General features: G+C 61.1%; 12 protein-coding genes. 7 read left to right on the top strand and 5 right to left on the bottom strand.

What is annotated here, in order from left to right:
• Positions 1-113: 113 nt before the first annotated feature.
• The 3 genes from QB905_RS13780 to QB905_RS13770 all read left to right on the top strand — a co-directional run bounded on the left by QB905_RS13780 (position 114) and on the right by QB905_RS13770 (position 6798).
• The gene (locus tag QB905_RS13780) at positions 114-3917 is read left to right on the top strand and encodes a LamG domain-containing protein (protein ID WP_282975707.1); all 3804 of its coding nucleotides are present in this window, start codon (positions 114-116) and stop codon (positions 3915-3917) included.
• A 123-nt stretch (positions 3918-4040) separates the two neighbouring features.
• Complete coding sequence (locus QB905_RS13775) at positions 4041-5633, top strand: tetratricopeptide repeat protein (protein ID WP_282975706.1); 1593 nt, start codon at positions 4041-4043, stop codon at positions 5631-5633.
• A 670-nt stretch (positions 5634-6303) separates the two neighbouring features.
• Positions 6304-6798 carry a hypothetical protein gene (locus tag QB905_RS13770; protein ID WP_282975705.1) on the top strand — a complete coding sequence of 165 codons (495 nt, stop codon included), beginning with the start codon at positions 6304-6306 and terminating at the stop codon, positions 6796-6798.
• Between the two features lie 72 nt (positions 6799-6870).
• Here QB905_RS13770 and QB905_RS13765 read toward each other — a convergent pair whose 3' ends face one another.
• Positions 6871-8292, bottom strand: a complete 1422-nt coding sequence (locus QB905_RS13765) for a glycoside hydrolase family 28 protein (RefSeq protein ID WP_282975704.1) — start codon at positions 8290-8292, stop codon at positions 6871-6873.
• Between the two features lie 66 nt (positions 8293-8358).
• On the bottom strand, positions 8359-11013 hold the full coding sequence (locus QB905_RS13760) for a glycosyl hydrolase (protein WP_282975703.1): 2655 nt from the start codon (positions 11011-11013) through the stop codon (positions 8359-8361).
• A gap of 250 nt (positions 11014-11263) precedes the next feature.
• On the opposite strand from QB905_RS13760, the gene QB905_RS13755 reads away from it, so the two are divergent.
• From QB905_RS13755 to gnd, 4 genes are all read left to right on the top strand, one after another.
• Positions 11264-13675 carry a TonB-dependent receptor domain-containing protein gene (locus QB905_RS13755; protein ID WP_282975702.1) on the top strand — a complete coding sequence of 804 codons (2412 nt, stop codon included), beginning with the start codon at positions 11264-11266 and terminating at the stop codon, positions 13673-13675.
• Between the two features lie 236 nt (positions 13676-13911).
• On the top strand, positions 13912-15993 hold the full coding sequence (gene tkt, locus QB905_RS13750) for a transketolase (RefSeq protein WP_282975701.1): 2082 nt from the start codon (positions 13912-13914) through the stop codon (positions 15991-15993).
• A 1-nt stretch (position 15994) separates the two neighbouring features.
• On the top strand, positions 15995-17119 hold the full coding sequence (gene tal / locus QB905_RS13745) for a transaldolase (RefSeq protein ID WP_282975700.1): 1125 nt from the start codon (positions 15995-15997) through the stop codon (positions 17117-17119).
• Complete coding sequence (gnd, locus tag QB905_RS13740; RefSeq protein WP_282975699.1) at positions 17116-18093, top strand: phosphogluconate dehydrogenase (NAD(+)-dependent, decarboxylating); 978 nt, start codon at positions 17116-17118, stop codon at positions 18091-18093. Before tal ends, gnd begins: the two co-directional genes overlap by 4 nt.
• Before the next feature lie 57 nt (positions 18094-18150).
• On the opposite strand, the gene QB905_RS13735 is transcribed toward gnd, so the two are convergent.
• From QB905_RS13735 to QB905_RS13725, 3 genes are read right to left on the bottom strand one after another with little or no spacing between them, the layout of a single operon-like run.
• Positions 18151-19902, bottom strand: coding sequence for a ShlB/FhaC/HecB family hemolysin secretion/activation protein (locus QB905_RS13735; protein WP_282975698.1), 1752 nt, complete (start codon positions 19900-19902; stop codon positions 18151-18153).
• The gene (locus QB905_RS13730) at positions 19903-23313 is read right to left on the bottom strand and encodes a beta strand repeat-containing protein (RefSeq protein ID WP_282975697.1); all 3411 of its coding nucleotides are present in this window, start codon (positions 23311-23313) and stop codon (positions 19903-19905) included.
• Positions 23255-24160, bottom strand: a complete 906-nt coding sequence (locus QB905_RS13725; RefSeq protein WP_282975696.1) for a GLUG motif-containing protein — start codon at positions 24158-24160, stop codon at positions 23255-23257. The genes QB905_RS13730 and QB905_RS13725 overlap by 59 nt, the downstream gene beginning before the upstream one ends.

Here is a 24160-nt window from a genome sequence, read left to right as displayed (position 1 = left end):
GCCTCCGTAGAGACGTTGCTTTTAGCCCCCTCTCCCTTCGTGAGGGATAGGGGGAGAGACTTCATCAAGCCCTCGGCGGAGGGGCTGAACATAAGATATACAGGGCCTCAAAAATGAGATTTCCGCACCGCTTGCTGCTGACCGCCGCCCTGAGCGCCCTGGCGAGCGCCGCCCACGCGCAAACGCCGGACGGCCTGCTGTTTTCGCTGTCGGGTGAGCATGGCCTCACTGCCGAAACGGCGGGTGGGCAAGCCGGGCCGATCTTCGCCACGCGCACGCATGAGACGGACGGCGTAGTCGGCAAGGGGCTCGGCTTTGATCCCGGCCTGTCTCTGGCCTGGTCGGCCCCCGGCAATATCTATGCCCGGCGCGGCACGATTTCGTTCTTCTTCCGGCCGAAAACCCCGCTCGGCCACACGCCGTTTCCCATTTTCCGCGTCGCCAAGAGCGATGGCACAAGCTGGGACATGCTGTTCCTGCGCATCGACTGGAACGGCCACGGCTTCGACGCCTTCGTCACCGATACCGGTCTGGCGCGCACCCGCGTCTCGTTCCGCATGGATCAGATTCCCAGCCCCGACCAATGGGTGCATATCGCCTTTGCCTGGGATGAGACGCAAGGCGTCAAGCTGTGGGTCAATGGCAAGCCGGTGGCCTCGAAAGTCACAAAAGCCGTTTATGATCAGGGGCTTTGGGGCTTCGGGCCGTTCCAGCGCACCGTCTCGCCGTGGCAGGTGCATTCGCTCTATAATTACAAGCGCACCGGCGATCTCGATGAGCTGCGCATCTATGACCATATGATGAGCGACGCTGAGGTGGCGGCGCTCGATGCGCATCAGGAGCCGCAAGGCCCCGCCGTCCGTGAGTCGCTCAGCGATCCCGCTACGCGCGACGACTGGAATCTGCGTTATGGCTGGAACCGCCCGGACGACCTGCCAGCTCTTTTGACCGATCCGGTGACAACCATCCGCAAGGTCGAATTTACCGGCACATGGGATCTGCACGAAAAGAATTTCAAGGGGGCTGACGGCATCCGCGAAACCACCTGGCCGGGCGTCTATAACCGGTCGCGTCTGCCGGGTCGCCATGACTATTTTGAACTGCCCGACTGGAACGTCTATTCGGGCGGTGGCAAGACCTATCGCCTGACCCTGCCCGATGAGCCGTGGAACCGCATCGAAATCAATGGCACGGCTTACGGCGAACTGAAGCGCACGGCGGGCGACGGTGCGGGTCAGGTGCTGTTCACCCGCCCCGAAGGTCAGGAGCGCACCTCCAATGCCTTGCCCACCATGAAGGGCGGTGAGATCAGCTTCGTCAATACGGCGCAGGAAACGCCGATTGAGGAGATCGGCGCCTATTATGTCCATCCGGGCGCGGTGCCGAAAGACTATGTCACCTTGAGCTATATGCTCAGCCCCGATGCCGATCCGGCCTTCTATCCGGCGCTCGATAATTTACGCGCCCACATCAATGGCCGCTACCTGCCCGATGAGCGCGACATGGCCGTGGCCCTGCCGAAAGGCGCGCCGCGAAAGCCGGAAGCCCCGCGGCCTGCGGGCCTCTTGCCCATCGTTCATGTGCTGATTCCCGGTGATTTCCGCTCACCCCTGCCCGGTGATCCGCCGACGCGCTTTTCCTATGGCTGGGAGAATATGAATGCCGGTCTGGATGGGGTTGAGCTGGATCTGCCTGCTTTAAAAGGTAGCGGCAATGCGCTGATTCCGCTCAATATTCGCCTGAAAGACCCAACCTGGCCCGACCGCGATCTGCTCGATGTCAATGTGTCGGTCAAGCCGGGCGAGGCGCGCACCCTCTGGCTCGATACGCGCGACCGATTGCTGCCTAATGGCACGAATTTTTACCTGACCATCGCGGCAGGTGAGGGCGGTTTCGACGCCCAAAGCTTAGACGGCATGAAGGTCAATCTCGTCTTCAAAAAAGCCGCCGAGGCGAAGCCCGAACACATTGCCGACCGGCTGGAACAGGCGCGCGATAATTTAAGCTTCCTCGTCGAGGAACAGCCCAATATCCGCCTCTATCCGTTGTGGAGCCGGTTTGAGAACGATATTACGGATGTGTTGCGCGTCGATCCCGATAATGCGCTGGCCCGCGCCTACTGGGTCGAGAAAAACCCCGAACAACCCTATGCCGACTATACGCCCGCTCAAGCGCCTGCCGGTGTGCCGCTATGGGCCTTCCGTCAGAGCGAGGACTTGAAACTGTTCCGCCAGTTCGCCGACTGGTGGATCGATCACCGCCAGATGCCGGACGGCGACTCCAAAGGCGAATTTGGCGGCGGCCTGTCGGATGATACCGATCTGGTCAATCAGTGGGTGCCGCTGGCCCTGATGGGGGTGGAGCCGGAAAAAATCATCGCCTCGCAGCGCGCCGTGGCCGACGCCACCTTCACCAACGGCATGTGGAGCGGGGGCCTAAGCCGCATCCGCGCCGACGAGCTGCATTCCTACGAAGAGGGTATCAATGCCGTAGCGCAATCGATGCAGATTGACTGGGGCAACCCGACCAATATCGAGCGCGGCATGGCCGTGGCGCGCGAATATCCGCGCCTGATGCAGGTCAATCCCGCCGGTCACATGCACTTCGTATCGAGCTATTATTCGGGTACCGACATCGACCGCGATGATGGCATGGGCGTACAAAAGCCCGACAGCCTGCTGGTGACGCATCCGGGCCTGCTGCTCGTTGATTATAACGGCAATCCCCAGACCAAAGCCCGCCTGCTCAGTCTGCTCGACGGCTGGCTGGCGCACGGCGAAAAGACGGCTCACGGCTGGAGCTTCCCGTCCGACATTGACTGGCAAACCGACAAGGGCACAGGCCACGGCGTCGGTATTGCCGTCCATGATTTCTGGGCGGCCTACACCTGGACCGGCGATGACACATATCTGCGCCCGATGGAGGGCGCGCTCAAGGGCAATCTGTCGGGCCTGACCGAACTCAATGCCGATGTGCTGACGCAGGTGCCGGGCGAAGATCAGGTGGCGCACAAGATCGCCGACAGCGCCGGTCAGGCGGGCGGCGGCAGCATCGACCGGAACTTAGGCGGTGCCACGCCCGGCCAGTTCGCCCGCTTTGTGCGCTGGCAGGAAACCGGCGACAAGTCTATTCTCGCCGATCTCTATGGCGATGAAATCGAGGCGACGGCGCAGCGAATGCCGGTTCTGACCTCGCTGGAAGCGTGGGTCGATCGCGTCAGCGTGTCGAGCGATCTTCTGCAAAGGACGCGGCTGGGCGGGGTGGCGCACCGCCGCATGGCCTTCTATCCCGGTAACATCGTAAGCTGGCGCTTTACGTCCGGCGATCACGAGGTTTCGGGCGAAAACGTTGCCATCCTGATCCCGAAGGGCGACCCGAAGGCTTTCAAGGTCATCGCCTATAATCTGACCGATCAGCCGGTGACCGCCCACATGACCGGCGCGCAACTGGCGGGCGGCGTGTGGAGCCTGACCGGCCCCAATGGCGAAAAAGATGTGCGGCTGGAACGCGGACGCACCGTCGATCTGGCCTTGCCGCCGCACCAGCAGGTCAGTTTTGATCTGGCCTTAAAAACGCCGGGCGATGATCCATCCACCCGCCCCGACATCGGCATTGGCGCCAGTGACATCAGCCTGAAAGGCCGCACACTCAGCCTGACCGTCCATAGCCTTGGCGCGAAACCGACCCCGGCGGGCACGGCGATCATCAGCGATGCGGCGGGCCACCCACTGGCTCAGGTGGCGTTTCCGGCCCTGGCCGCGCCGACGGATTTGCTGCCCAAGACCGCCACGGTGCGGGTCAGCCTGCCTGGGACATGGCCGAAAATCGGCGGGCCTGTGCGCATCATCCTGCACCTCACGGGCGCACCCGATGAGGTGACCGACGCCAATAATACGGTTGAACTCCCTGATCTGTAACCGCTTTGTTGCAAACCATGACTTTTCGATCACATACGATCATTATGAAGCAATTCAGATTGACGGTGCTCAAATTCGGATCATAACTGATCGGAAAAATCATTATCAGGGGGAGCCCATCGCATGACATATAGATTTGGCAAGATTGGGCTTATCAGCATGAGTCTGCTGGCTATGGCGGCCACGGTCTATGGCCAGACAGCGCCTGCCGCACAGGACGCCGCGCCTGCGCCCTCAGCCGGCGCATCCTCGTCCAGCGCCTCCGCCCTGCCCACCGTCACCGACAGCGCGCCGCCGCAAACCGTCACCGTGTTCGGCCATAAGGTGGCAGGCGACCGCGGCATCACCCAGATCGACACCCATCAGGCCGATTCCTGCGGCTTCATGAACAATTACGACCCGGCCAATGAGGATATTGTTCAGGACTATCTCAAATCCTTCTACGGCAATTACAGCTCCGACGTGGCCTATCCCGACCAGACGAATGCCGGTGCCAATGACCCCGGCGTGCGTTTTCGTGACACCTCACCCTATGGCGATGTGTCGCAGGATAATGCCGCCAACAGCAATACCATGTACGGCCTCCAGATCGGCAGCGATGGCCAGCCGATCACGGGCGATGACAGCGATGCTGACGGAGGCGGCGGCAACGGCGCCTGCGATCCTTCCGACAAGGCGTTTGCCGCCGGGCGCAGCTATATTGCGCGCAACGACCATTCGCTGAACGACGCCTTCAACGCCTTTGATGCGAAGGATTATCCGAAGGCGCTCGATCTCTTCCACAAATCCTACGCCAAGATGGGTTACGATTCCGCCGCCCTGATGGAAGGCAAGATGTATCTGGCCGGCATGGGCACCAAACCCGACGCCAAACAGGCGATCCTCTGGCTGCGCAAGGTGGTGGAAGGGCGCTTCGGCCCTGATGACGAGATGCACTTCAACCCCGATGATCCCACCTATATGAATACGCGCGTCGATGCCGCCATGACGCTTGCCAAGATCTACATGACCGGTCTGGGCGTACCGCGTGACGCCGCCGAAGCCAGACGCTGGTACATCAAGGCGGATGAATTCGGCTATATGCCCGCCACCCATACGGTCGGCGAAATCTATCAATATGGCTATGCCGGCGAGAAGAACGTGCCGAAAGCCGTCACCTATTATAAGAAGGCGGGCACGGCGGGCTATGCGCCCTCCATGTATGCACTGGGCGAACTGTATCTGGCGGGCGATGACGGCGTGACGCAGGATCGTAAAGCAGGCGCGCAATGGTTGATGGCAGCCGCCAAACGCGGCCATGCCGGTGCGCTCTATGCGATTGGCAATATGTATGATCTCGGCGACATCCTGCCGCACGACGCGCAAAAAGCCGCCACCTATTATAAGGAGGCCGCGCTCAAGGGCCAGCCCGACGCCGAGGACGCCATCGGCCTGATGTTCTATACCGGCGAGGTGGTCGGGCAGGATCTGCCTCTGGCGCGCAAATGGTTTACGCTGGCGGCGCGTCAGCAAAATGCCGACGCCATGTTCAATCTCGGCGCCATGCTGGCCAATGGTCAGGGCGGCGACAAGGATATGGCGCTGGCGTTTGTCTGGCTGACCCTGGCCAAGGAAGGCGGCTCCGACAAGGCCGCTCCGGCACTGGCCGTCATCGCCCCGAAAATGACCGCCGACGACCGCGCCAAGGCCGACGCCATCCTTAATCCAAAGGGCTAGAGCAACGAGCGTTTAATTTGACTTACAAATTGAATGCGAGATGCGGAAAAACGTAAAATGTAGAGCGGGTTGCATTCCTTTGACAGATTCAATCAGAATGCAGACCGCTCTAGGAAAATATCTATACCTCCCTGAATTCGTGTGCGAATTCGGGGAGGGGAACCGCACGAAGGCGCGCAAGCGCCTGAGATGTGGTGGTGGGGTTTCTGACTTTCTTAATACTCAAAGCTCCACTTCGGACAGGTCAATTTGAGTAAGTAAGAACCCCACCACCATGCCCTGCGGGCGCAGTCCCTAGAGCGGTCTGCATTCTGATTGAATCAGTCAAAGGAATGCAATCCGCTCTATATTTTACGTTTTTCCGCATCTCGCATTCAATTTGTAAGTCAAATGAAACGCTCGTTGCTCTAGGCTGGCGAAGGACATGCCTTCGCCGACGCCAAACCCCGGCTGAGCCGGGGAGGTATAGAAAATGATCCTCCCCTGTGAAACGGGGGAGATGGCGAGCAAGGCCGAAGGTCTGTGTCGAGCCGGAGGGGGCTTTCGTCGGATAGGGACGCCCGCTCCGGCGGGACTTCGCCCGCCACCTCCCCCGCTTTGCAGGGGAGGATAAGAGCGCCGCGCCGCCGGAATAATCCCCCACCCCTGCATCCGCGCCTATCCTTGTCGCATGGACGCAAACCCGACGCACGACGAAGCGATAAGCCCGGCCCCGACAGGCCGGGATCGTCTGCGTGCGTTGGCGGGCGATCTGCTCGACATCATGGAAACCCTCGACAAGCCCAAAACCTATTTGGAGGTCGAGCGCGCCGCGCGCGCCGTCATGGTGATGGACCGCTTAATGACCCAGCTCGATCAGGCCCCGCGCCCGATCCCTTCGCGCGCCGCCTCTCGTTCATCCGGCCGATTTGACGATTTCGACGATGATTCCTATGTCAGCCCCTATGGCGGCTGGCGCGAAAACAAAACCGAACAGGAAGACGAAGCGGCCGAGGGCGAAGACGCTCAGAATTGTAAAGATTGGGCCGCCATTATCGAAATGAAGCTCAACCGGCTGGCGAAGGCCAAGGGCTATCCGCCCTATGGCCCCGGCCCGCAAGAGCCGCAACTTGACGACGACGACCCAGACCCAGACCCAGATGGCGATCCTACCGATCCGCCGTGAAGCGAAGTGACCCCACCGTCGGCTGCGCCGACACCTCCCCATAAATGGGGAGGAGGGATGTGAGATATGCGCCTAAGGCAAACCGGTCACATCGGTAGCATCATCCAGCTTGACGTGGCTGCCATCGGCGGCGTCGATCGTGGTGTTGGTGAAATGAATGCCCCTGGCGTGGGTGATCGAACCCGCCGTCCGGGTTTTCAGATCGATATGGTCGAGCGTGAAATCCTCAGCGGGCGCATCAGGATAGGCATCGAACAGCACCGCCACCTTGGTGTCGGTGGCCGTGATATGGCTGATATGAATATCCTTATAGTGCGGTAAACCCTCGTCGTGCGGCACCGGCGTGGCCAGAATCTTCCAGATTTCGGGCGGATTCTTCACATCGGCAGGTATAGAGGCATAGGAATAGGCCGGGTTCCAGTTGAGATCGACGCGGATCGCCGTATCGACGCCGGAAATCTTCATGTCGTGAATATTGATATTCGACACCGTGCCGCCGCGCGTATGGGCCGATTTGAGCAATATGCCGTTGAAGGTGGGCCCTACCACGGTCAGATTATAGACCTCGACATCGTGAATGCCGCCTGAGGTTTCCGAACCAAAGGCAATGCCCGCCGCGCCCGCCCGGATAATCGAATCACGCACCACCACATTATAGGTGGGGCGGTTGACGCGCAGCCCATCGGCGTCGCGGCCCGATTTCAGCACGATGTCGTCGTCATGATTGTCGATGTCGGCCTTTTCGACGATCACATCATGCGAGGAATCAATATCGACGCCATCGGTGGACGGCCCGAAACCATCGACATTGTTACGCACCTTGATGCCGGAGATGTTCACATTGTCGGAATAGGTGACCTGAAGCGTCCAGAAACCGGAGCGGGTGAAATTGAGCGCATCGTCAAGGCTGCCATTGCCGATCTCGACGCGGCGCGCCCCATAGACCAGAAACAGGCGCGGCCGTTCGGCGTCATAATCCGAGGCCCAGCGCAGGCCCTTCGGTTCATAGTCGTGACGCAGCTTCCAGTAGCTGTCCCAGAACACCTTACCATTGCCGTCCAGCACGCCGTCGCCATACACCTTCACATCGGTCTGCTTGTAGATATTGAGCAGGGCCACCGGCCAGGTCATTTCAATCCCGGCGACGCGCGAGGGCAGGCGCGGATAGGCCTTGATGTCCTGCGCACCGGTCAGGGTGACGCCCTTATCGAGGCGCAGGGCCATATGCGATTTGAGGAACAGGGCGCCGGTCAGATAGGTGCCGGGTTTCAGCACCAAAGTGCCGTGGGCGGCGGCCGTGGCGTCGATGGCCGCTTGCAGGGCTTTCGTGTCGTCGCTGGCACCATCGCCTTTCGCGCCATAGGTTTCGGCATGGATGAGGGTGGCGCCGATGCCTTGCGGGGCGTCCAGGTGCATGTCGGCCAAAGCGGTGGCATGGGCGGCGGGCGCGGTCAGAAGGAGAGGCAGGGCGAACAGGGCGATAGGCGTTTTCATGATGGCATTTCCTGCATGAGATAGTTTTTATAATTATCTGATATTATGAGAATATATCTATTGCAATTAAGGTGAAACCTCCAGAAGCGGCGCGGTCATCATGCCGGACGGCAGGGGCTTGAGCCGGTTCATGCCCTGCACCGAAAAGCGCTGGCCATAACGGGCATTGAGCGCGCTGTAATCGGCGGGCGGACGGCCCGACAGTTCATTGATGGCGGTATTGCTGACGCGCACCTCCAGTTGGTTTTGACCGGCATGGACAAGGCCTGTCAGGTCGATGACGAAGGGGGCGGCCCAGACCGATCCAGCCCGCTTGCCATTGACGAAAATTTCAGCGGCTTCGCGCACCGGCGGATCGAGCCGGGCGGAGGTGCCCATCGCATGTGCGGGTGGGGCTGTTGGCTGGCCCGGCCCGAAATCGAGCACGATATGCCCGCTGGCCTGTCGGGAGCTCAGATCAAGGCGGCGGCTATAGGTGACCGTGCCGGAAAAGTGGGCGCGCGTCGGATCATCGGCCCATGAGCCGAAATGGTTCAGAGGCGTGGCTTTTTCTCCGCCAAAGGCGATGCGCCAGCCGGTTGTGAGCGGCAGATCGGTGGACGCACCCGCCTCGGCCACGACCGGCGCATCGGCGGCGGCGCCAAATACGAAGACACGCGATTCATAGGGGGCGAGGGCCACGTCCCCACCTGTCCACAGGTGGGCTTGTCCGCTGACCGGGTTCCACCATTGACCCTTGTCGGGCTGATCGCGGAAAACGGGCCGGGCTGTGATCGGCGCATTGGTGGTGTTGGCGATGAAATAGATGTCCCCGCTGGCCATATGGCGGTGGACAAAGCCGACGCCAGGCGGCAATCCGGCCACATCGGGCGGGTTAAGCGCCCGCAGCGCAGCGGGCAGGCCGCTTAAAGCTGTCGGCCCCGCCGGGAAAAGCGTGGCGGCGGTGGCGCGCGTGGTGGCGGCGTCGGTGGCCGCGTTCATCAGCCCCGTGCCACTATCAGGCAGGCGGCCCAGCGCGATGATATGGCCGCCGTGCGCCACGAAATCACGCAGGCGCGCATCCGTTTCGGGGTCGAGCCGCGCTACATCGGGCAGGATGAGGATCTTGTGGCTCACACCTTTGGCGGCGATCGAAGCCGCGTCCACATAGTCGAAATTATAACCGGCATCGAGCAGGGAGGCGGTCAGTTGCGGCGTAATCCATCTGTCCATCTGGCCGTTGATCGTGGCTTTTCCCGGCGTGATGGCGGCCAGGGCGTCGTCTTCGGGCAGGAACAGCGCCACATCGGCGACATTATCGCCCTGACGCAGCAGCCAGCTCATCCGCGTCAGATAGGCAGTGACATCGGGCATGACGCCCCACCACGGATTATGATCGTTGAAGACGGCGGCGGCGTAAAACGACCAGCCCGGATCGGCCACTTTCGGCGGCGTATAGGGCCAGCCATGCGCCACGAACTGGTTGATCCCTTCCAGCATCAGGGTGTCGGCCTCGGCCTTGATGTCGAGCGGCGTGGCGCGAAATGGCGTGGTGTGCAGCCATGTCCAGCTTTCCGCCGAAGTGACCGGGCGGCCATAGATGTGGTTGGCCGAACTGGCCCAGCGCGCCGTCGAAAACTGTCGCCAGTGCGGGCCTTCGCCTTCGGGCAGATCGACGAAGCGATTCGACGACAGACTGACCGGCGGCACGCCATAGACCTGGGCGCGGAACAGGGTGTTGTGGACGTGGGCCCAGTCGGTGATCGGCGTCAGATAGCGCTCATCGACCAGTTCCGTCATGGTCTGACCCCAGTCGTGGCGCACGGCGGCGCTGCTGGGTGTGTCGTAAAACAGATCGAACAGATGCGGTTTCAGATCATAGCCGCGCCGTTTCTGAAACTGCGCCAGCATGTCATCGGTCCAGTCGGCGCCATAGACTTCAAGACTGTCGCTGAACACCGACCACGGCGGCTGATCGCCGAACGCCCTGATCAGGGGATCGGCCACCACATCAAGATGATGCGCGACCGCCGCCTTATCCATATGGTCGAGCACCAGCCCCTCGGCCCCGACAGCGGCGCGCTTGACCTGCTGGCCGGTCGGGGTTTGCACGAACAGATAAAACGTGTCGCCGTCTGCCAGTTTGGGCAAGGCGGCCAGATCGACCGGCTGGGCGCTTTGCGGGTCGTGACCGACAAAGGCGGCGATCCGGTGTTCGCCGGGCCGCAGTTCGGACAGAGTGACCGCGCCGCCGCCTATGGGGGCCGCCAGCTTGAGCAGCTTAATCTGTGCCGAAGCCTGTTCGGGCGTGATATGCGGGCCACCATAGGGCCAGCCCGAACCGAGCGTGATCGAGACGCGCAAACCTTCGGCGCGGCCCTCGCTGTTGGCGAAACGGACATCCTTCAGGAAGTCGCTGGACAGATAGGGCAGGTTGCGGATGTTTTTGGCCGGATCATCGAGCGCCAGCGGATAGACGGGCTGGATCTCGAAACCGCCGAAACCGCCCGCCCGCATGGCGGTGATTTCGCGCTTCAGTTCGCCCGGTTCGACGGCGGGGCCGAACCACCACCAGCGCACGAGAGGGCGCGCTTCGGCGGGCGGATGGATAAAACCTTCGGCCAGAGGCGAGGCCAGAGGCGAAGCCAGAGTCGAAGCCTGTGCGCCCGTGGCCACAACAGCGCAGGCGGCGGCGCACAGCCATGTGTTCAGGCTTGCGGCCAAACTCGCGGGCAATTTCATGGCGCATCCTCAGCTTTCATTATTGATCATAATATGTCATGTATGGCCATCTTTGTTCAAGCCTAATGCCGGATCAGCGCCGTTTGCAAGCGCCAAAATGATCATTCCCGACCTGAAAAAACGTCAAAAAGTGTCATAAAATCCGCACGATGAAAAAATCACATAAATTGTGGCGCAAAGGGAACGGATTCAGGGCGGCCATGCGTAAAAGAGCAAATGCAATCATAAAAACGTTCAGCACAGACAGGCCATGACACAGATTTTTTTGCCCTCGCTTCGCCCCTTGTCCCGACGACAGCAGACCAGCCTGAGCGTGATCGCCCTGGCCCTGATGGCCGCGCCGCTTGCCTTGCCCGCTCAGGCCCAAACTGCGCCGGCGAAGCCTGCACCGGCAAAGCCGGCCCAGAGCCAGACTCAAACCCAGAGCCAGAGCCCGGCCCAGACCCAGACCCAGAGCCAGACACCTGCGGGCGGCACCACCCCGTCCGGTGGCGATGACAGCGGTGCCATTACCACCGTCACCGTGACCGCTGCCAAGCCGGAAGTGCAGCACAAGCCCGACCGCGATGTCTATGACGTAACGCAAGACCCTGACGCCGCCACGGGCAGCGCGGCGGATGTGATGAACAATATTCCCGCCGTTACGGTCGATCCCGACGGCACGGTATCGCTGCGCGGCGATTCCAATGTGCAGGTCTATGTCAATGGTAAGCCGAGCGCCCAGATGCAGGGCGATAATCGCGGCCCGCAATTGCAAACCATGTCGGCGGACGACATCGATTCCATCGAGGTGATGACCAATCCGTCGGCGGCCTTCGGCGCCGATACGGGCGGCGGCATCATCAATATCGTGCTGAAAAAGGGCCGTCATATCAAGCCGAAAACCTCAATGAATGTGACGGTGGGCGATGAGGGCCGCTATGGCTTCGGCATCCGCTCTGGCAAGAGCATCGGCAAGCTGACGCTGAATGGCAGTCTCAATCTGCGCAGCGATACGCGCAAGAACGGCTCGCACAGTGATCGCCAGCGCATCGATCCGGTGACCGGTGAAACCCGCGACAGCACGCAGGATAATGTGTCGAATACGCGCACCGATAATCTGTCGGCCAATCTGACCGCCGAATACGACATGAGCGATTATGACAGCCTGACCGGCGAGCTGAACTATTCGCAGCGCAAGCGTTCGGGCTATAATGCCAGCGAATATGCCAATTTCGATACAACCGGTAATCCGGTGTCGGACTATGCCCAGATCGGTTCGGCCGATGGCCCTTCGGACGACAGCGGCGCGAAACTGACCTATGATCATCGCGGCAAGGATTCACCCGACGACGATTTCAAGATACAGCTCGGCCATAGCGAGACAAATTCGAAAAACGATAATGATTATCGCCAGATCTATCATTATCCGGTGACGCCCGATTCGCTATACGCCCGCCGCAACAACACCAAAAACGTCATCGACGATTTCAGTGGCGACTGGACGAAGCCCCTGAAGGACAACCAGCAGATTCAGACCGGCTGGGACATCCAGCACACGGTATCCGACACCTATAATTACCGTTCCTATAATCATGCCGATGGCGCGGCGGAACTGGCCAACCCGACCTATACCAACCAGTTCAATGTTGATCAGACGATCAGCGCCGCCTATTTCATCTATCAGAAAACCTGGGGCAAGTTCGGCATTCAGGGCGGTCTGCGCGCCGAAAAACTGCATGAGGAACTGAATCAGGTCACCTCCAATATTCAGGCGACGGTCGATTATGTCACCTGGAGCCCCAGCGTCTTCGCCACCTATACGATCAGCGACGCCGACCTGCTGCGCCTGAGCTACAGCCACAAGATCGTGCGCCCCGGTGCAAACCTGCTCAACCCGTTCTTAAGCTATGGCGACGCCCAGAATGTCAGTTCGGGCAATCCCTACCTCCAGCCCGAACAGGTTGAGAATTACGAACTGACCTTCAACCACGACAAGCAGGCGCTCAATTCTTCGGCCAGCCTGTTTTACAAGACGACGCGCGATAATTTCTCGCGCGCCAGCACCTTTGTGAACGGCCAGTCGGATGTGCTTTTGACCACCAGCATCAATGACGGCTCGCTCAAGAGCATGGGGCTGCAATTTTCGCTCAACGACAATATATTCAACCGAACACTACGCCTGGGTTTGAATGGTGTTCTCGGCTATTCCGTGCAGGACGCCACCGACTATGTGACCCATTTGCCGACCCACCGCGAAAGCGGCAATTCGTCGGCCAATCTGTTCGCGCGCTGGGCACCCGACCGGCTCAACGCCTATATGATCCGGCTCAATTATCGCGGCAAGCAATTGTTGTCGCAGGGCTATCGCACAGGCACGACCAGCCTCAACCTGTCCTATCAGCGCCAGATCATACCCAATAAGCTGATGCTGAATTTCAGCGCCCGCGACGTGCTGAAAGGTCAGGGTTCGCGCAGCGTCACCGATACCAGCACCGTGCAGAGTGTGAGCGAAAACTTCGATTACGGTGCCGCCTTCATGATGAGCCTGCGCTATACGTTCGGGGCGGTGCCGCAAGCCCGACCCGATGACGACCGAGGCCCTCGTCCGGGCGGACGCGGCGGCTATGGCGGCCACGAAGGCGGTGGCGGTGGTTATGGCGGCGGCGGCGGCGAATTCTAAGCCGAGCGATCCCTATGTGTAAAAGCCCCACGGCCTTGTCGCTGTGGGGTTTTTTGTATGGTTTCTTTATACGGTAAGGCGGATAAAAGATCAGCGCGGTTATCTGGCTCGTCATCTGGCGCGTCATACGTCCCGCCAGACGGACATCCGGTAATGGCTTCTCCCCGGCTCGAACCGCGCCATAAAGCGCTTTTGGGGAAACGCTCTAAAGCCCACTTCAGCCGAGGATGCTTCCTATGAGTTTTGAGGAAAATGGCCAGCCGTCAGTCGATACACTGACGATCAACACGATCCGCACCCTGGCGATGGACGCCGTGCAGAAGGCGGAATCGGGCCATCCCGGTACGCCGATGGCGCTGGCACCGGTAGCCTATACGCTGTGGAGCCGTTTCCTGCGCTATGATCCTGACCGGCCCGACTGGCCTAACCGCGACCGGTTTGTGCTGTCGGTCGGCCATGCCTCGATCCTGCTTTATTCGCTTTTGCATCTGTCGGGCGTGCGCGAAATCGATGCTGACGGTCAGCCGACCGGCCAGCCTGCCGTCAGCCTGGACGACATCAAGCAGTTCCGTCAGCTCGATTCCAAGACCCCCGGCCATCCCGAATACCGCATGACGACGGGCGTGGAGACGACGACCGGGCCGCTGGGTCAGGGCTGCGGCAACAGTGTCGGCATGGCGCTGGCCGGACGCTGGCTGGGCCAGCATTTCAATACGCCCAGGGCCACCCTGTTCGATTACGATGTCTATACATTGTGCAGCGATGGCGACATGATGGAGGGCGTGGCCAGCGAGGCGGCGTCACTGGCCGGTCATCAGAAGCTCTCCAATCTGTGCTGGATCTATGACAATAACCACATCACCATCGAAGGCGGCACGCCTCTGGCCTTCAGCGAAGATGTCGGCAAGCGCTTTGAGGCCTATGGCTGGACGGTGATCCATGTCAGTGATGCCAATGATACCGGGGCGGTGGCGCGCGCTTTTGCGGCTTTTCGCGCCAATCAGGACAGTCCGACCCTGATCATCGTTACCAGTGTCATCGGCTGGGGATCGCCGATCGCCGGCACCTCCAAGGCGCACAGCGACGCGATGGGCGAGGATGTCATCCGCGCCACCAAAAAGGTCTATGGCTGGCCGGAAGATGCCGAGTTTCTGGTGCCCGACGGTGTCAAAGACCATTTCCGTCAGGCGATGCTCGACCGTACCCGCCCGCGGGTGGCCGACTGGGACGCGGCGTGGCAGGCTTATCAGGCCGACCAACCCGATAAGGCGCAAACCCTGGAGCGGATGCGTTCTGGCAAGCTGCCCGATGGCTGGGACGCCGATATTCCGGTCTTCCCAGCCGACGCCAAGGGCATGGCTTCGCGCAACGCAGGCGGTGACGTGCTCAATGCGGTGGCGGCGCGCATTCCCGCCCTGATCGGCGGCGCAGCCGATCTGGCCCCGTCCACCAAGACCCACCTGAAATATGACGGGGCGGGCACGATGGAAGCCGCCACGCCCGGCGGCAGCAATATGCATTTTGGCATTCGTGAGCACGCGATGGGGGCCATCGCCAATGGCATGGCGCTCTGTTATCTGCGCCCGTTCACCGCCACGTTTTTAGTGTTCAGCGACTATATGCGCCCGCCGATCCGGCTGGCCGCCATCATGGAACTGCCGGTCGTCTTTGTCTTCACGCATGACTCCATCGGGGTCGGCGAAGACGGCCCCACCCATCAGCCGGTCGAGCATCTGGCGGCCTTGCGCGCCATTCCCGGCCTGAATGTGATCCGTCCCGGCGACGCCAATGAAGCCGCCGAGGCATGGCGCATGGCGCTGGAGCAGAGCAACCGGCCAAGCTGCCTGATCTTTTCGCGCCAGAACCTGCCGACCATCGACCGCACGCAATATGCCCCGGCTTCGGGTGCGCGTAAGGGTGCCTACATCTTGGGCGGCTCTGACGATCCCGACCTGATCCTGATGGCCACGGGCAGCGAGGTGTCGCTGGCCATTGCTGCCCATGAACAACTGACGGCTGAAGGCCTTCGCTCGCGCGTCGTTTCCATGCCGTCCTGGTCGGTGTTCGAGGCGCAAAGTCCCGATTACCGCGAACAGGTTCTGCCGCGCAAGGTCAGGGCGCGGCTGGCCATCGAGCAGGCGGGCAGTCTGGGCTGGGATCGCTATGTCGGGATGGATGGCGACACCGTTACCATGAGCACATTCGGCGCTTCGGCGCCGCTGGCCAGACTTCAGACGAAGTTTGGTTTTACGGTCGATCATGTCTGCGCGGCGGCGCGCGATATGATGGCCAGAATACAACCCAAGTTGGAGATATAAAATGACCAGCCGATTGCAACATCTGTCCGATGCCGGTCAGGCCGTCTGGCTCGATTTTCTGGATCGCGGCTTTCTGAAAAGCGGCGGCTTTCAAAAGCTGATCGATGAGGATGGCCTGTCGGGCGTGACCTCCAATCCGTCGATCTTTGAAAAAGCGATGGGTCACGGTCATAATTATGACGAGGCCTTTGATGCGCTGGCGCGTGACAGAGGTCTGAAAACCATCGATATTTATGAGCATCTCGCCATTGTGGACATCCAGACCGCCGCCGATATGCTGCGGCCTGTCTATAACCGCCTGAAAGGGCTGGATGGCTATGTCAGCCTGGAGGTGTCGCCCTATCTGGCCCACGATACCGAAGGCACCATCACCGAGGCGCGCCGCCTGTGGGCGGCGGTCAACCGTCCGAACCTGATGATCAAGGTGCCGGGCACCGAGGCGGGCGTTCCGGCGATCCAAAGCCTGATCGCCGATGGCATCAATGTCAATGTGACGCTTTTGTTCAGCCTTGCCGCCTATCAGGCGGTGGCCGAAGCCTTTCTGGCCGGTCTGGAGGCGCGCGTCGCCAAGGGCCAGGGCGTCAGCCGCATCGCCAGCGTGGCCAGCATGTTCGTCAGCCGCATCGACACGCAGATCGATGAAAAGATTGCCGCAATGGATAATCCCGAAGCCAAAGCGCTGGCGGGCAAGGTGGCCATCGCCAATGCCAAACTGGCCTATGCCCATTACCAGACCCTGATCGCTTCGGATCGCTGGCATGAGCTGGCGGCCAAAAACGCCATGCCGCAGCGCCTGCTCTGGGCCTCGACGGGCACGAAAAATCCCGATTACAGCGATGTTCTGTATGTCGATCAGCTCATCGGCCCCGATACGGTCAACACCATGCCGCAAAAGACGATGGACGCCTTCCGCGACCACGGCACGGTGGCCCAGACCCTGACGGCGAACATGGATGACGCCCGATCCGTGATCGATAAGGCGGCTAAGGCGGGCCTTGATCTCGATGGTGTGACGGCAAATCTGGTGACAGACGGCGTAAAAAGCTTTTCTGAGGCTTTCGATACCCTGCTCGGTGCGCTAAACGACAAACGCAAAGCGTATCTGAAGGGAAGTTCGGCAGCATGAAACTGGGTGTGATCGGCCTCGGCCGCATGGGGGGCAATATTGTGCGCCGCCTGATGAAGGATGGCCATGAGGTCGTGGTGTTTGACCGTGACGCAGGCGCGGTCAGCGAACTGGCGGGCGAGGGGGCCATCGCCGCTGACAGTCTGGAGGACATGCACACCAAGCTGGCCTCTCCGGCGATTTTCTGGTCGATGCTGCCCGCCGGTGCGCCGACGGAAGAGACGATAGAGACGCTGGCCGCCCTGTCCAAAGCCGGCGACATCATCATCGATGGCGGCAACAGCTTCTACAAGGACGATATTCGCCGCGCCAAAGTCTTACGTGAAAAGGGCATTGAATATGTCGATGTCGGCACGTCGGGCGGTGTCTGGGGGCTGGAGCGCGGCTATTGCATGATGATTGGCGGCGAGGATGTGATTGTGCGCCATCTCGATCCGATTTTCAAAACTCTGGCACCGGGCATCGGCACGATCCCGCGCACCGAGGGCCGTCAGGCCGAGGATCACCGCGCCGAACAGGGCTATATTCACGCAGGCCCGGCGGGCGCGGGCCATTTCGTCAAGATGGTGCATAATGGTATCGAATACGGCCTGATGCAGGCCTATGCCGAGGGTTTTGACATCCTCAAGGGCAAGAAATCCGACAAGCTGCCCGAAGACGAGCGCTTCGACATCAACCTGACCGACGTGGCCGAGGTGTGGCGGCGCGGCAGCGTGATCAGCTCGTGGCTGCTCGACTTAAGCGCCAGCGCCCTCGCCAAAGATCAGGCGCTCGACGCCTATAGCGGCCACGTGTCCGACAGCGGCGAGGGCCGCTGGACAATCGATGCGGCGATGGAAGAGGCCGTACCCGCCTATGTCCTGTCGTCGGCCCTGTATGCCCGCTATCGCTCGCGCGTCGAATCGACCTTCGGCGACAAGCTGTTATCGGCCATGCGTTACGGCTTCGGCGGTCATGTCGAGATGCCGCAATGATAGGCTCTGTGTTCGCCCGCGCGGGTTTACGGCCAGCGCAGGCGGACACAGTATATATCAGAACACCAGTTGCAGGCGCGTATGGGCGGCCAGGTCACCGGCGCGCACCTCGCCATTGGGCGCCAGAGCGACCGCCGCGTCGATCTTAAGCGCCACATGGCTGATCAGGCGGATATTGGCACCTGCGCCCAGCGAGGCCAGATCGGTATTGCTGCGGGCATAGTTATCACGCCCATGACCAAGATCGACGAAGCCATAGGGATCGATGCTGCCGCTGCCCCATGTCGCGCCCCGGATATGCAGTTCGTTGCGCACGATCAGGGCCGTATCGACAGCGCCATTATCGAGGCTGTAACCGCGCACAAGATAGCTGCCACCCAGACCCGCCTGATCGGTGCGCGGCAGGGCCACGGGTGTAAACTGGCCAAAAACCTGGGTTTGCAGGCTCAGCGCATCGCCCAGAGTCGTGACGCGGTCATAGCTGCCTGAAAGATAGCTGTAGGTCGCACCCGGCAGACGACCCTGCGAATAGAGATAGGCCTGTTCGGCGCTGTTGTCGGCGGTGACGCCGCCGGGGCTCATATGCAGGCTCAGATCCCAGTTGGCTGCGCCCGCTGCATCGCTGGCGGCGTGGTGCAGGCCGACAAAGACCTTGTAGGATTCGACCGAGACTTCGTAAACATTCGTGGCGTTGAAATAGGTCGTGCCGGTCTGGTGGCTGGCCTCGATGCCGAAGCGGGCGTCGGTAATCCCCTGATCGCCATACAGTTTCGACAGGGCCCAGCGATAACCGAGGCTGCCCTCGGTCGCCTTCAGCCCCACCATGAACGGATCATTGCTCTGGTAGGTTGTCACCGTGTCGGCCGAGGCTTCGATCAGGCCGCGCCGCCCGACGGGAATCGTGTAGTTCAGCGCCACGCTGCGATAATGCGGGTCTTTTTCTCCGGCCAGCGCATCGCGCGAGGCGGTGGCCTGCACCGACAAAACGCTGTCGCGGCCCAGAAGTCCGCCTGCCGCGCCACCGATGAAATAGCGGTCATAGCTGGTGGAAGGTGAGCCGTCATTGCTGTAGCCGCCATAGGCTTGCCACGGCTTCAACTGACGCACGCTGAGCAGCATGTCGCTCTCGCCCAGAGCCGCGCCCGGTGTGAAGGCAGCCTGTACCTGACGGAACGGATAGCGGTTCAGCCCGTCGAGATCGTAGGTCAGTTCGCGCGCATTGATGGCGTCGCCCGGTTGCAGGGCGATTTTCGAACGCACATAAGTAGCTGTTTTATCAGAAATTGTCTGACCGGGCGCGGCCTTGACCGACACATTACCCGCCGTAAACTCGATCACCCGCACCTGAAGGACGCCATGATCAATTTCCTGTTCCGGCGTCGAGAGCGACACGAACGGATAGTTCAGATCACGATAGTCCTGCGCGATGGCGGCCTCAATTTCGGCGATCAGCTTGCGCGACAGGGTCTGGCCGATAAAGGGCCGCAGGCGGGCGGCAATGTCGGCGCGCGCCGCATCATCTTGCAGGCGATAGACGTCACCGACCGAAACACCGGCGGCAGCGTCATTATGTGGCGCTTCGGCAGGGCCAAGCAGCACGATCGACGTCAGGGCCGGGCCGATGGGCGTGGCGTCCTGATCGCCGGGCACGGCATTGGGTGTGACCAGGCCCTTCGTCACGCCCTGAGGCACTTCGGGCAGGTGGCGCTCGATGGCCTGGGCGTGCGCCTGAGCCGGAATCTGGAGAGCCGCGAACAGCAGGGGGGACAGGCTGACGGCGGTCCGGCGGAGGTTTTTGATCAGGGACATTTAGTGACTCAGGAAACTGACATAGCTGGAAAAGGACTGGTTGCCCGGATAGGGCTGGCTCGAGCAGGCTTCGCCGCTGACACAGGTGCCGGACGAAGATGAACCGTGATCGGTCGTGGGCCCGCCGGCATGGTCGCTGCCGCCGCCCGAAGTGGAGCCCGAACCGCTGTCCCCGCCGGAAGGATTGTTCTGAGATGTGGTCGGCGGCGGGGGCGGGGGCGGGGGCGGCGCAACGATATTCTGCGCCGGATTGACGACCGGCTGGTTTTGCAGGGCCACCGGCGTAATGCTGAAGGTGGCACCCTTGAAAGTAACCTTGTAATTCGCTGAAGCCGCCAGCGAACCCTGACGAATGGCATAGCTGCCCGGATCCTCGCCCGTATCACGGTTGAGGCCGCCGGTCAGGGCATCGCCACCGACCAGATCGCCGAGGGTGATCTTCCAGGTCAGGGCCGGATCGACGGCACCGGCAAACTTGCTGATAGTGTCCGCCGTTACGCTAAGCGCGCGCGGATCGATGGTGCCGATGGCCGCCGAAGCGCTGCTATTGACCGTGTAATTACCCGCATCCGCACCGGAAAGCGCCAGACCGGACACGCGGACCGTCTTGCCGGTTCCGACATTCTGGTCAGCATAGGTACCCGCCACCGGATCATTGAGGGCGGCATCATCACCGGAGATGACACCCGACACAATGTAGTTGGCGTCGGTCAGTTGGGCGTCCGTGGTTGCATCATAGGTCTTGGTCACGGTGCCGGTCAGGCTGGCCGTCAGGGCCGCCTTGCTGATCGTGCCCGAAGCCGTGGTGGTGCTGACGGTATAGTTGCCGCCGCTGTTGCCGTCATTGATCGTGTAACCCCCGACCGACAGGGTACGCGAACCAGCGTTCTTCGAGTCGAAGCTCTGCGTCGCACCCGTCACCGTGTCTGAGCCTTGCAGGCCGCTGACGCCAACAGTGCCGGTTGAGGCGGTGCTCGCATCATAGGTCTTGGAGTCCGTCACCGCCGCCAGAGTCAGGGCCGCCTTGCTGATCGTGCCCGCAGCCGTGGTGGTGCTGACGGTATAGTTGCCGCCGCTATTGCCGTCATTGATCGTGTAACCCCCGACCGACAGGGTGCGCGAACCGGCGTTTTTGCTGTCGAAGCTCTGCGCAGCGCCGCTCACCGTGTCCGAGCCTTGCAGGCCGCTGATCCCGACCGTGCCGGTTGAGGCTGTGTTCGCGTCATAGGTCTTGGAGTCCGTCACCGCCGCCAGAGTCAGGGCCGCCTTGTCGATCGTGCCCGCAGCCGTGGTGGTGCTGACGGTATAGTTGCCGCCGCTATTGCCATCGCTCAGCGTATAGCCGCTGTTCACCGACAGGGTACGCGAACCGGCGTTTTTGCTGTCGAAGCTCTGCGTCGCACCCGTCACCGTGTCTGAGCCTTGCAGACCGCTGACGCCGACCGTGCCGGTTGAGGCGGTGGTCGCATCATAGGTCTTGGAGTCCGTCACCGCCGCCAGAGTCAGGGCCGCCTTGCTGATCGTGCCCGAAGCCGTGGTGGTGCTGACGGTATAGTTGCCGCCGCTATTGCCGTCATTGATCGTGTAACCACCAACTGTCAGGGTGCGGCTGCCAGCATTCTTTGAGTCGAAGCTCTGCGTTGCGCCCGTCACCGTGTCTGAACCTTGCAGGCCGCTGACGCCAACAGTGCCGGTTGAGGCGGTGCTCGCATCATAGGTCTTGGAGTCCGTCACCGCCGCCAGCGTCAGGGCCGCCTTGCTGATCGTGCCCGAAGCCGTGGTGGTGCTGACGGTGTAGTTGCCGCCGCTATTGCCGTCATTGATCGTGTAACCACCAACTGTCAGGGTGCGACTGCCAGCATTCTTTGAGTCGAAGCTCTGCGTTGCGCCCGTCACCGTGTCTGAACCTTGCAGGCCGCTGACGCCAACAGTGCCGGTTGAGGCGGTGCTCGCATCATAGGTCTTGGAGTCCGTCACCGCCGCGAGCGTCAGGGCCGCCTTGTCGATCACGCCGACGCCACCCGATACCGAGGCCGTCGTCAGTTGGTAATTACCGGCGTCCGTGCCGGCAAGCGTCAGGCCGGACACGCTGACCGTCTTGCCGGTTCCGGCATTGCGGCTATCATAGCTGCCCGTGGCGTAGCCCGTCAGGCTGACATGATCGCCGTTGACGAAGCCAAGGCCGGAATAGTTATTGAGCGCCAGTGTGGCGGCGTCCGTGGCATCATAGGTCTTTTCAACCGTACCGGTCAGGCCGAGCGTCAGAACCATCGGCGTGATGGTGAGGGTGCCGGTTCCGTACTGGAAGCCGTAATTTTCGTCTGAGGTCAGCGTGCCGGAAGCGGTCAGATTGTAAGTGCCAACATCCTTGCCGCTGCTGGTCAGGCCGCTAACCGATCCGCCCAGCGTGTCGTTCAGCGCGTCGTCATCGCTGACATAACCGCCTATTCCGTAGCCGGTGGTCTGGACAGCGCCGGTATAGGCAAGGCTTTGCGAATTGGGCATGACCGACAGAACGGGCGCATAGCCGGTAACGAAGCGGTTGCCGCTGTTCGGCGTCGCGGCCAGGGTGCCTGCCGTAAAATCGAAGGCGTCATTATACCACGACTTGCCGACAAGCCCGCCGAAATCATTACTGGTGGCGCGCGCCGTGGCGTCGCCATGCGCCTGGGTGTAGATCAGCCAGTTGCCATTCGCCGCATTCAGCGCGTTTGCACCGGCCTGATTGATGAAGGCGCCGTCCGCCGCGATGGTGATGGCGTTGCCGGTGGCGGTGCTGCTGATCGAAGCGCCGTCGGCCATAGTAATGTCGCCGCCCGCCTGCAACAGAAGGCTGCCTAAGGGCGATGTCAGTGTGCCATCGACCGTAAAGTCCGCCGCCGCGACGATCTTTTCATTGATGGGGACATTGGCCAGGCTGCTCAGTGCGAGGTTGCCAAAGGTCGCCAAAGTGGACGCCGCCATAGCCGAGACGCTGGTATCATGCGTGTAGATGGCAAACTGACCGGATGTAACATCGAGATCGGTCACATCGCCCGTGTTGTTCAGGGTCGGGGCGTCGGTATAGGTCACGCCGCTGATGCCCGTATCACCGATCAGCGTCAGCGCGGCACCCAGCTTGCTCGACGCATCCGCCGTATTGGCCGGCACGAGAATGTAATAATAGCCGTTGGAGCCGCTGGTGGCCGAAGAACCGGTCAGCAGAGAGCCGCCCTGATAGACGCCGACCGAAGCGGCCTCGGCCCCGGAGCCATCGGCATGATAGGCATAGCCGCTGATCTTCTGATCGGGTGTGATAACACCGAAAGCGCTCAGATACGGATAGAGGCCGGACGCCGTGCCCCACACCGTGTTATCGAAACCGTCCGGTAAGGTGCAGGTATGCCGTGGTGACGCCCTGCGAACCGCCATTGCTGTCCGACATGCCGGTCGTTTCGGCGTCGTAATAACCATTGGTGATCGTTCCGCCAGCGATATAGCCGACCAGACCGCCCGCATACTGAGTGGACGTGGTGGGAAGCAACGTCACAAGGCCCGTCGCATAGGCGCTGTCGATAGCGGCGGCATTATAGCCGGCCAGACCGCCAGCATTATAGCCTGTTACAGCACCTGTCGCATACACATTGCTGACCGGGCCCGCGTTGTCGCCAATCAGACCCCCGGTATAACCCCAGTCATAGTTGTTACTGTCACCCACATCGCCGGAAACGTCACCGGTGGCATAGGATGCGTAAATCGTGGCGTAATTTATGCCGACAAGGCCACCGGCAGTACCCGGCGACGTGACGCTTGCCGTCGAATAACTGTTGCTGATGGTGCCGAAATTCTCGCCAGCCAGTCCGCCAGCGTAAGTGTCACCACCGAAGAAATCAGAATTCTGCCCCATAACGAAGGTGACAGAACCGGTCGTATAGACATGACTGATCAAGCCGCCGTTATAGCCCGCCAGCAGGCCAAGCTCACCGCATTCTATATCGCAAAAGCCGTTATCGCCAAGATCGAGCGTAAGGCTGGCATTGACCAGGCCCAGATCGCGCACCGTGCCGGTCATATAACCGAACAGGCCCATTTCGCCACCGTAGTAGTTATTGCTATTCGAAATGGTCAGATTCGAGATCGTATTGCCCAGCCCGGCCAGTGTGCCGGTCAGGTTGAAAAGCACATAATCATTATAGGTTGTGCCGGTGGCGTCGATCGGTTGGGCGATGGCGTAATAGCCTGTGCCGTCCTGCGAGGCCAGATCGCTCAGGCTGTACAA

This window comes from Asticcacaulis sp. EMRT-3 (assembly GCF_030027245.1).
GTDB lineage: Bacteria > Pseudomonadota > Alphaproteobacteria > Caulobacterales > Caulobacteraceae > Asticcacaulis.
Note: the sequence above shows the minus strand (reverse complement) of the source record. Positions and strands in the feature narration are given on the sequence as shown.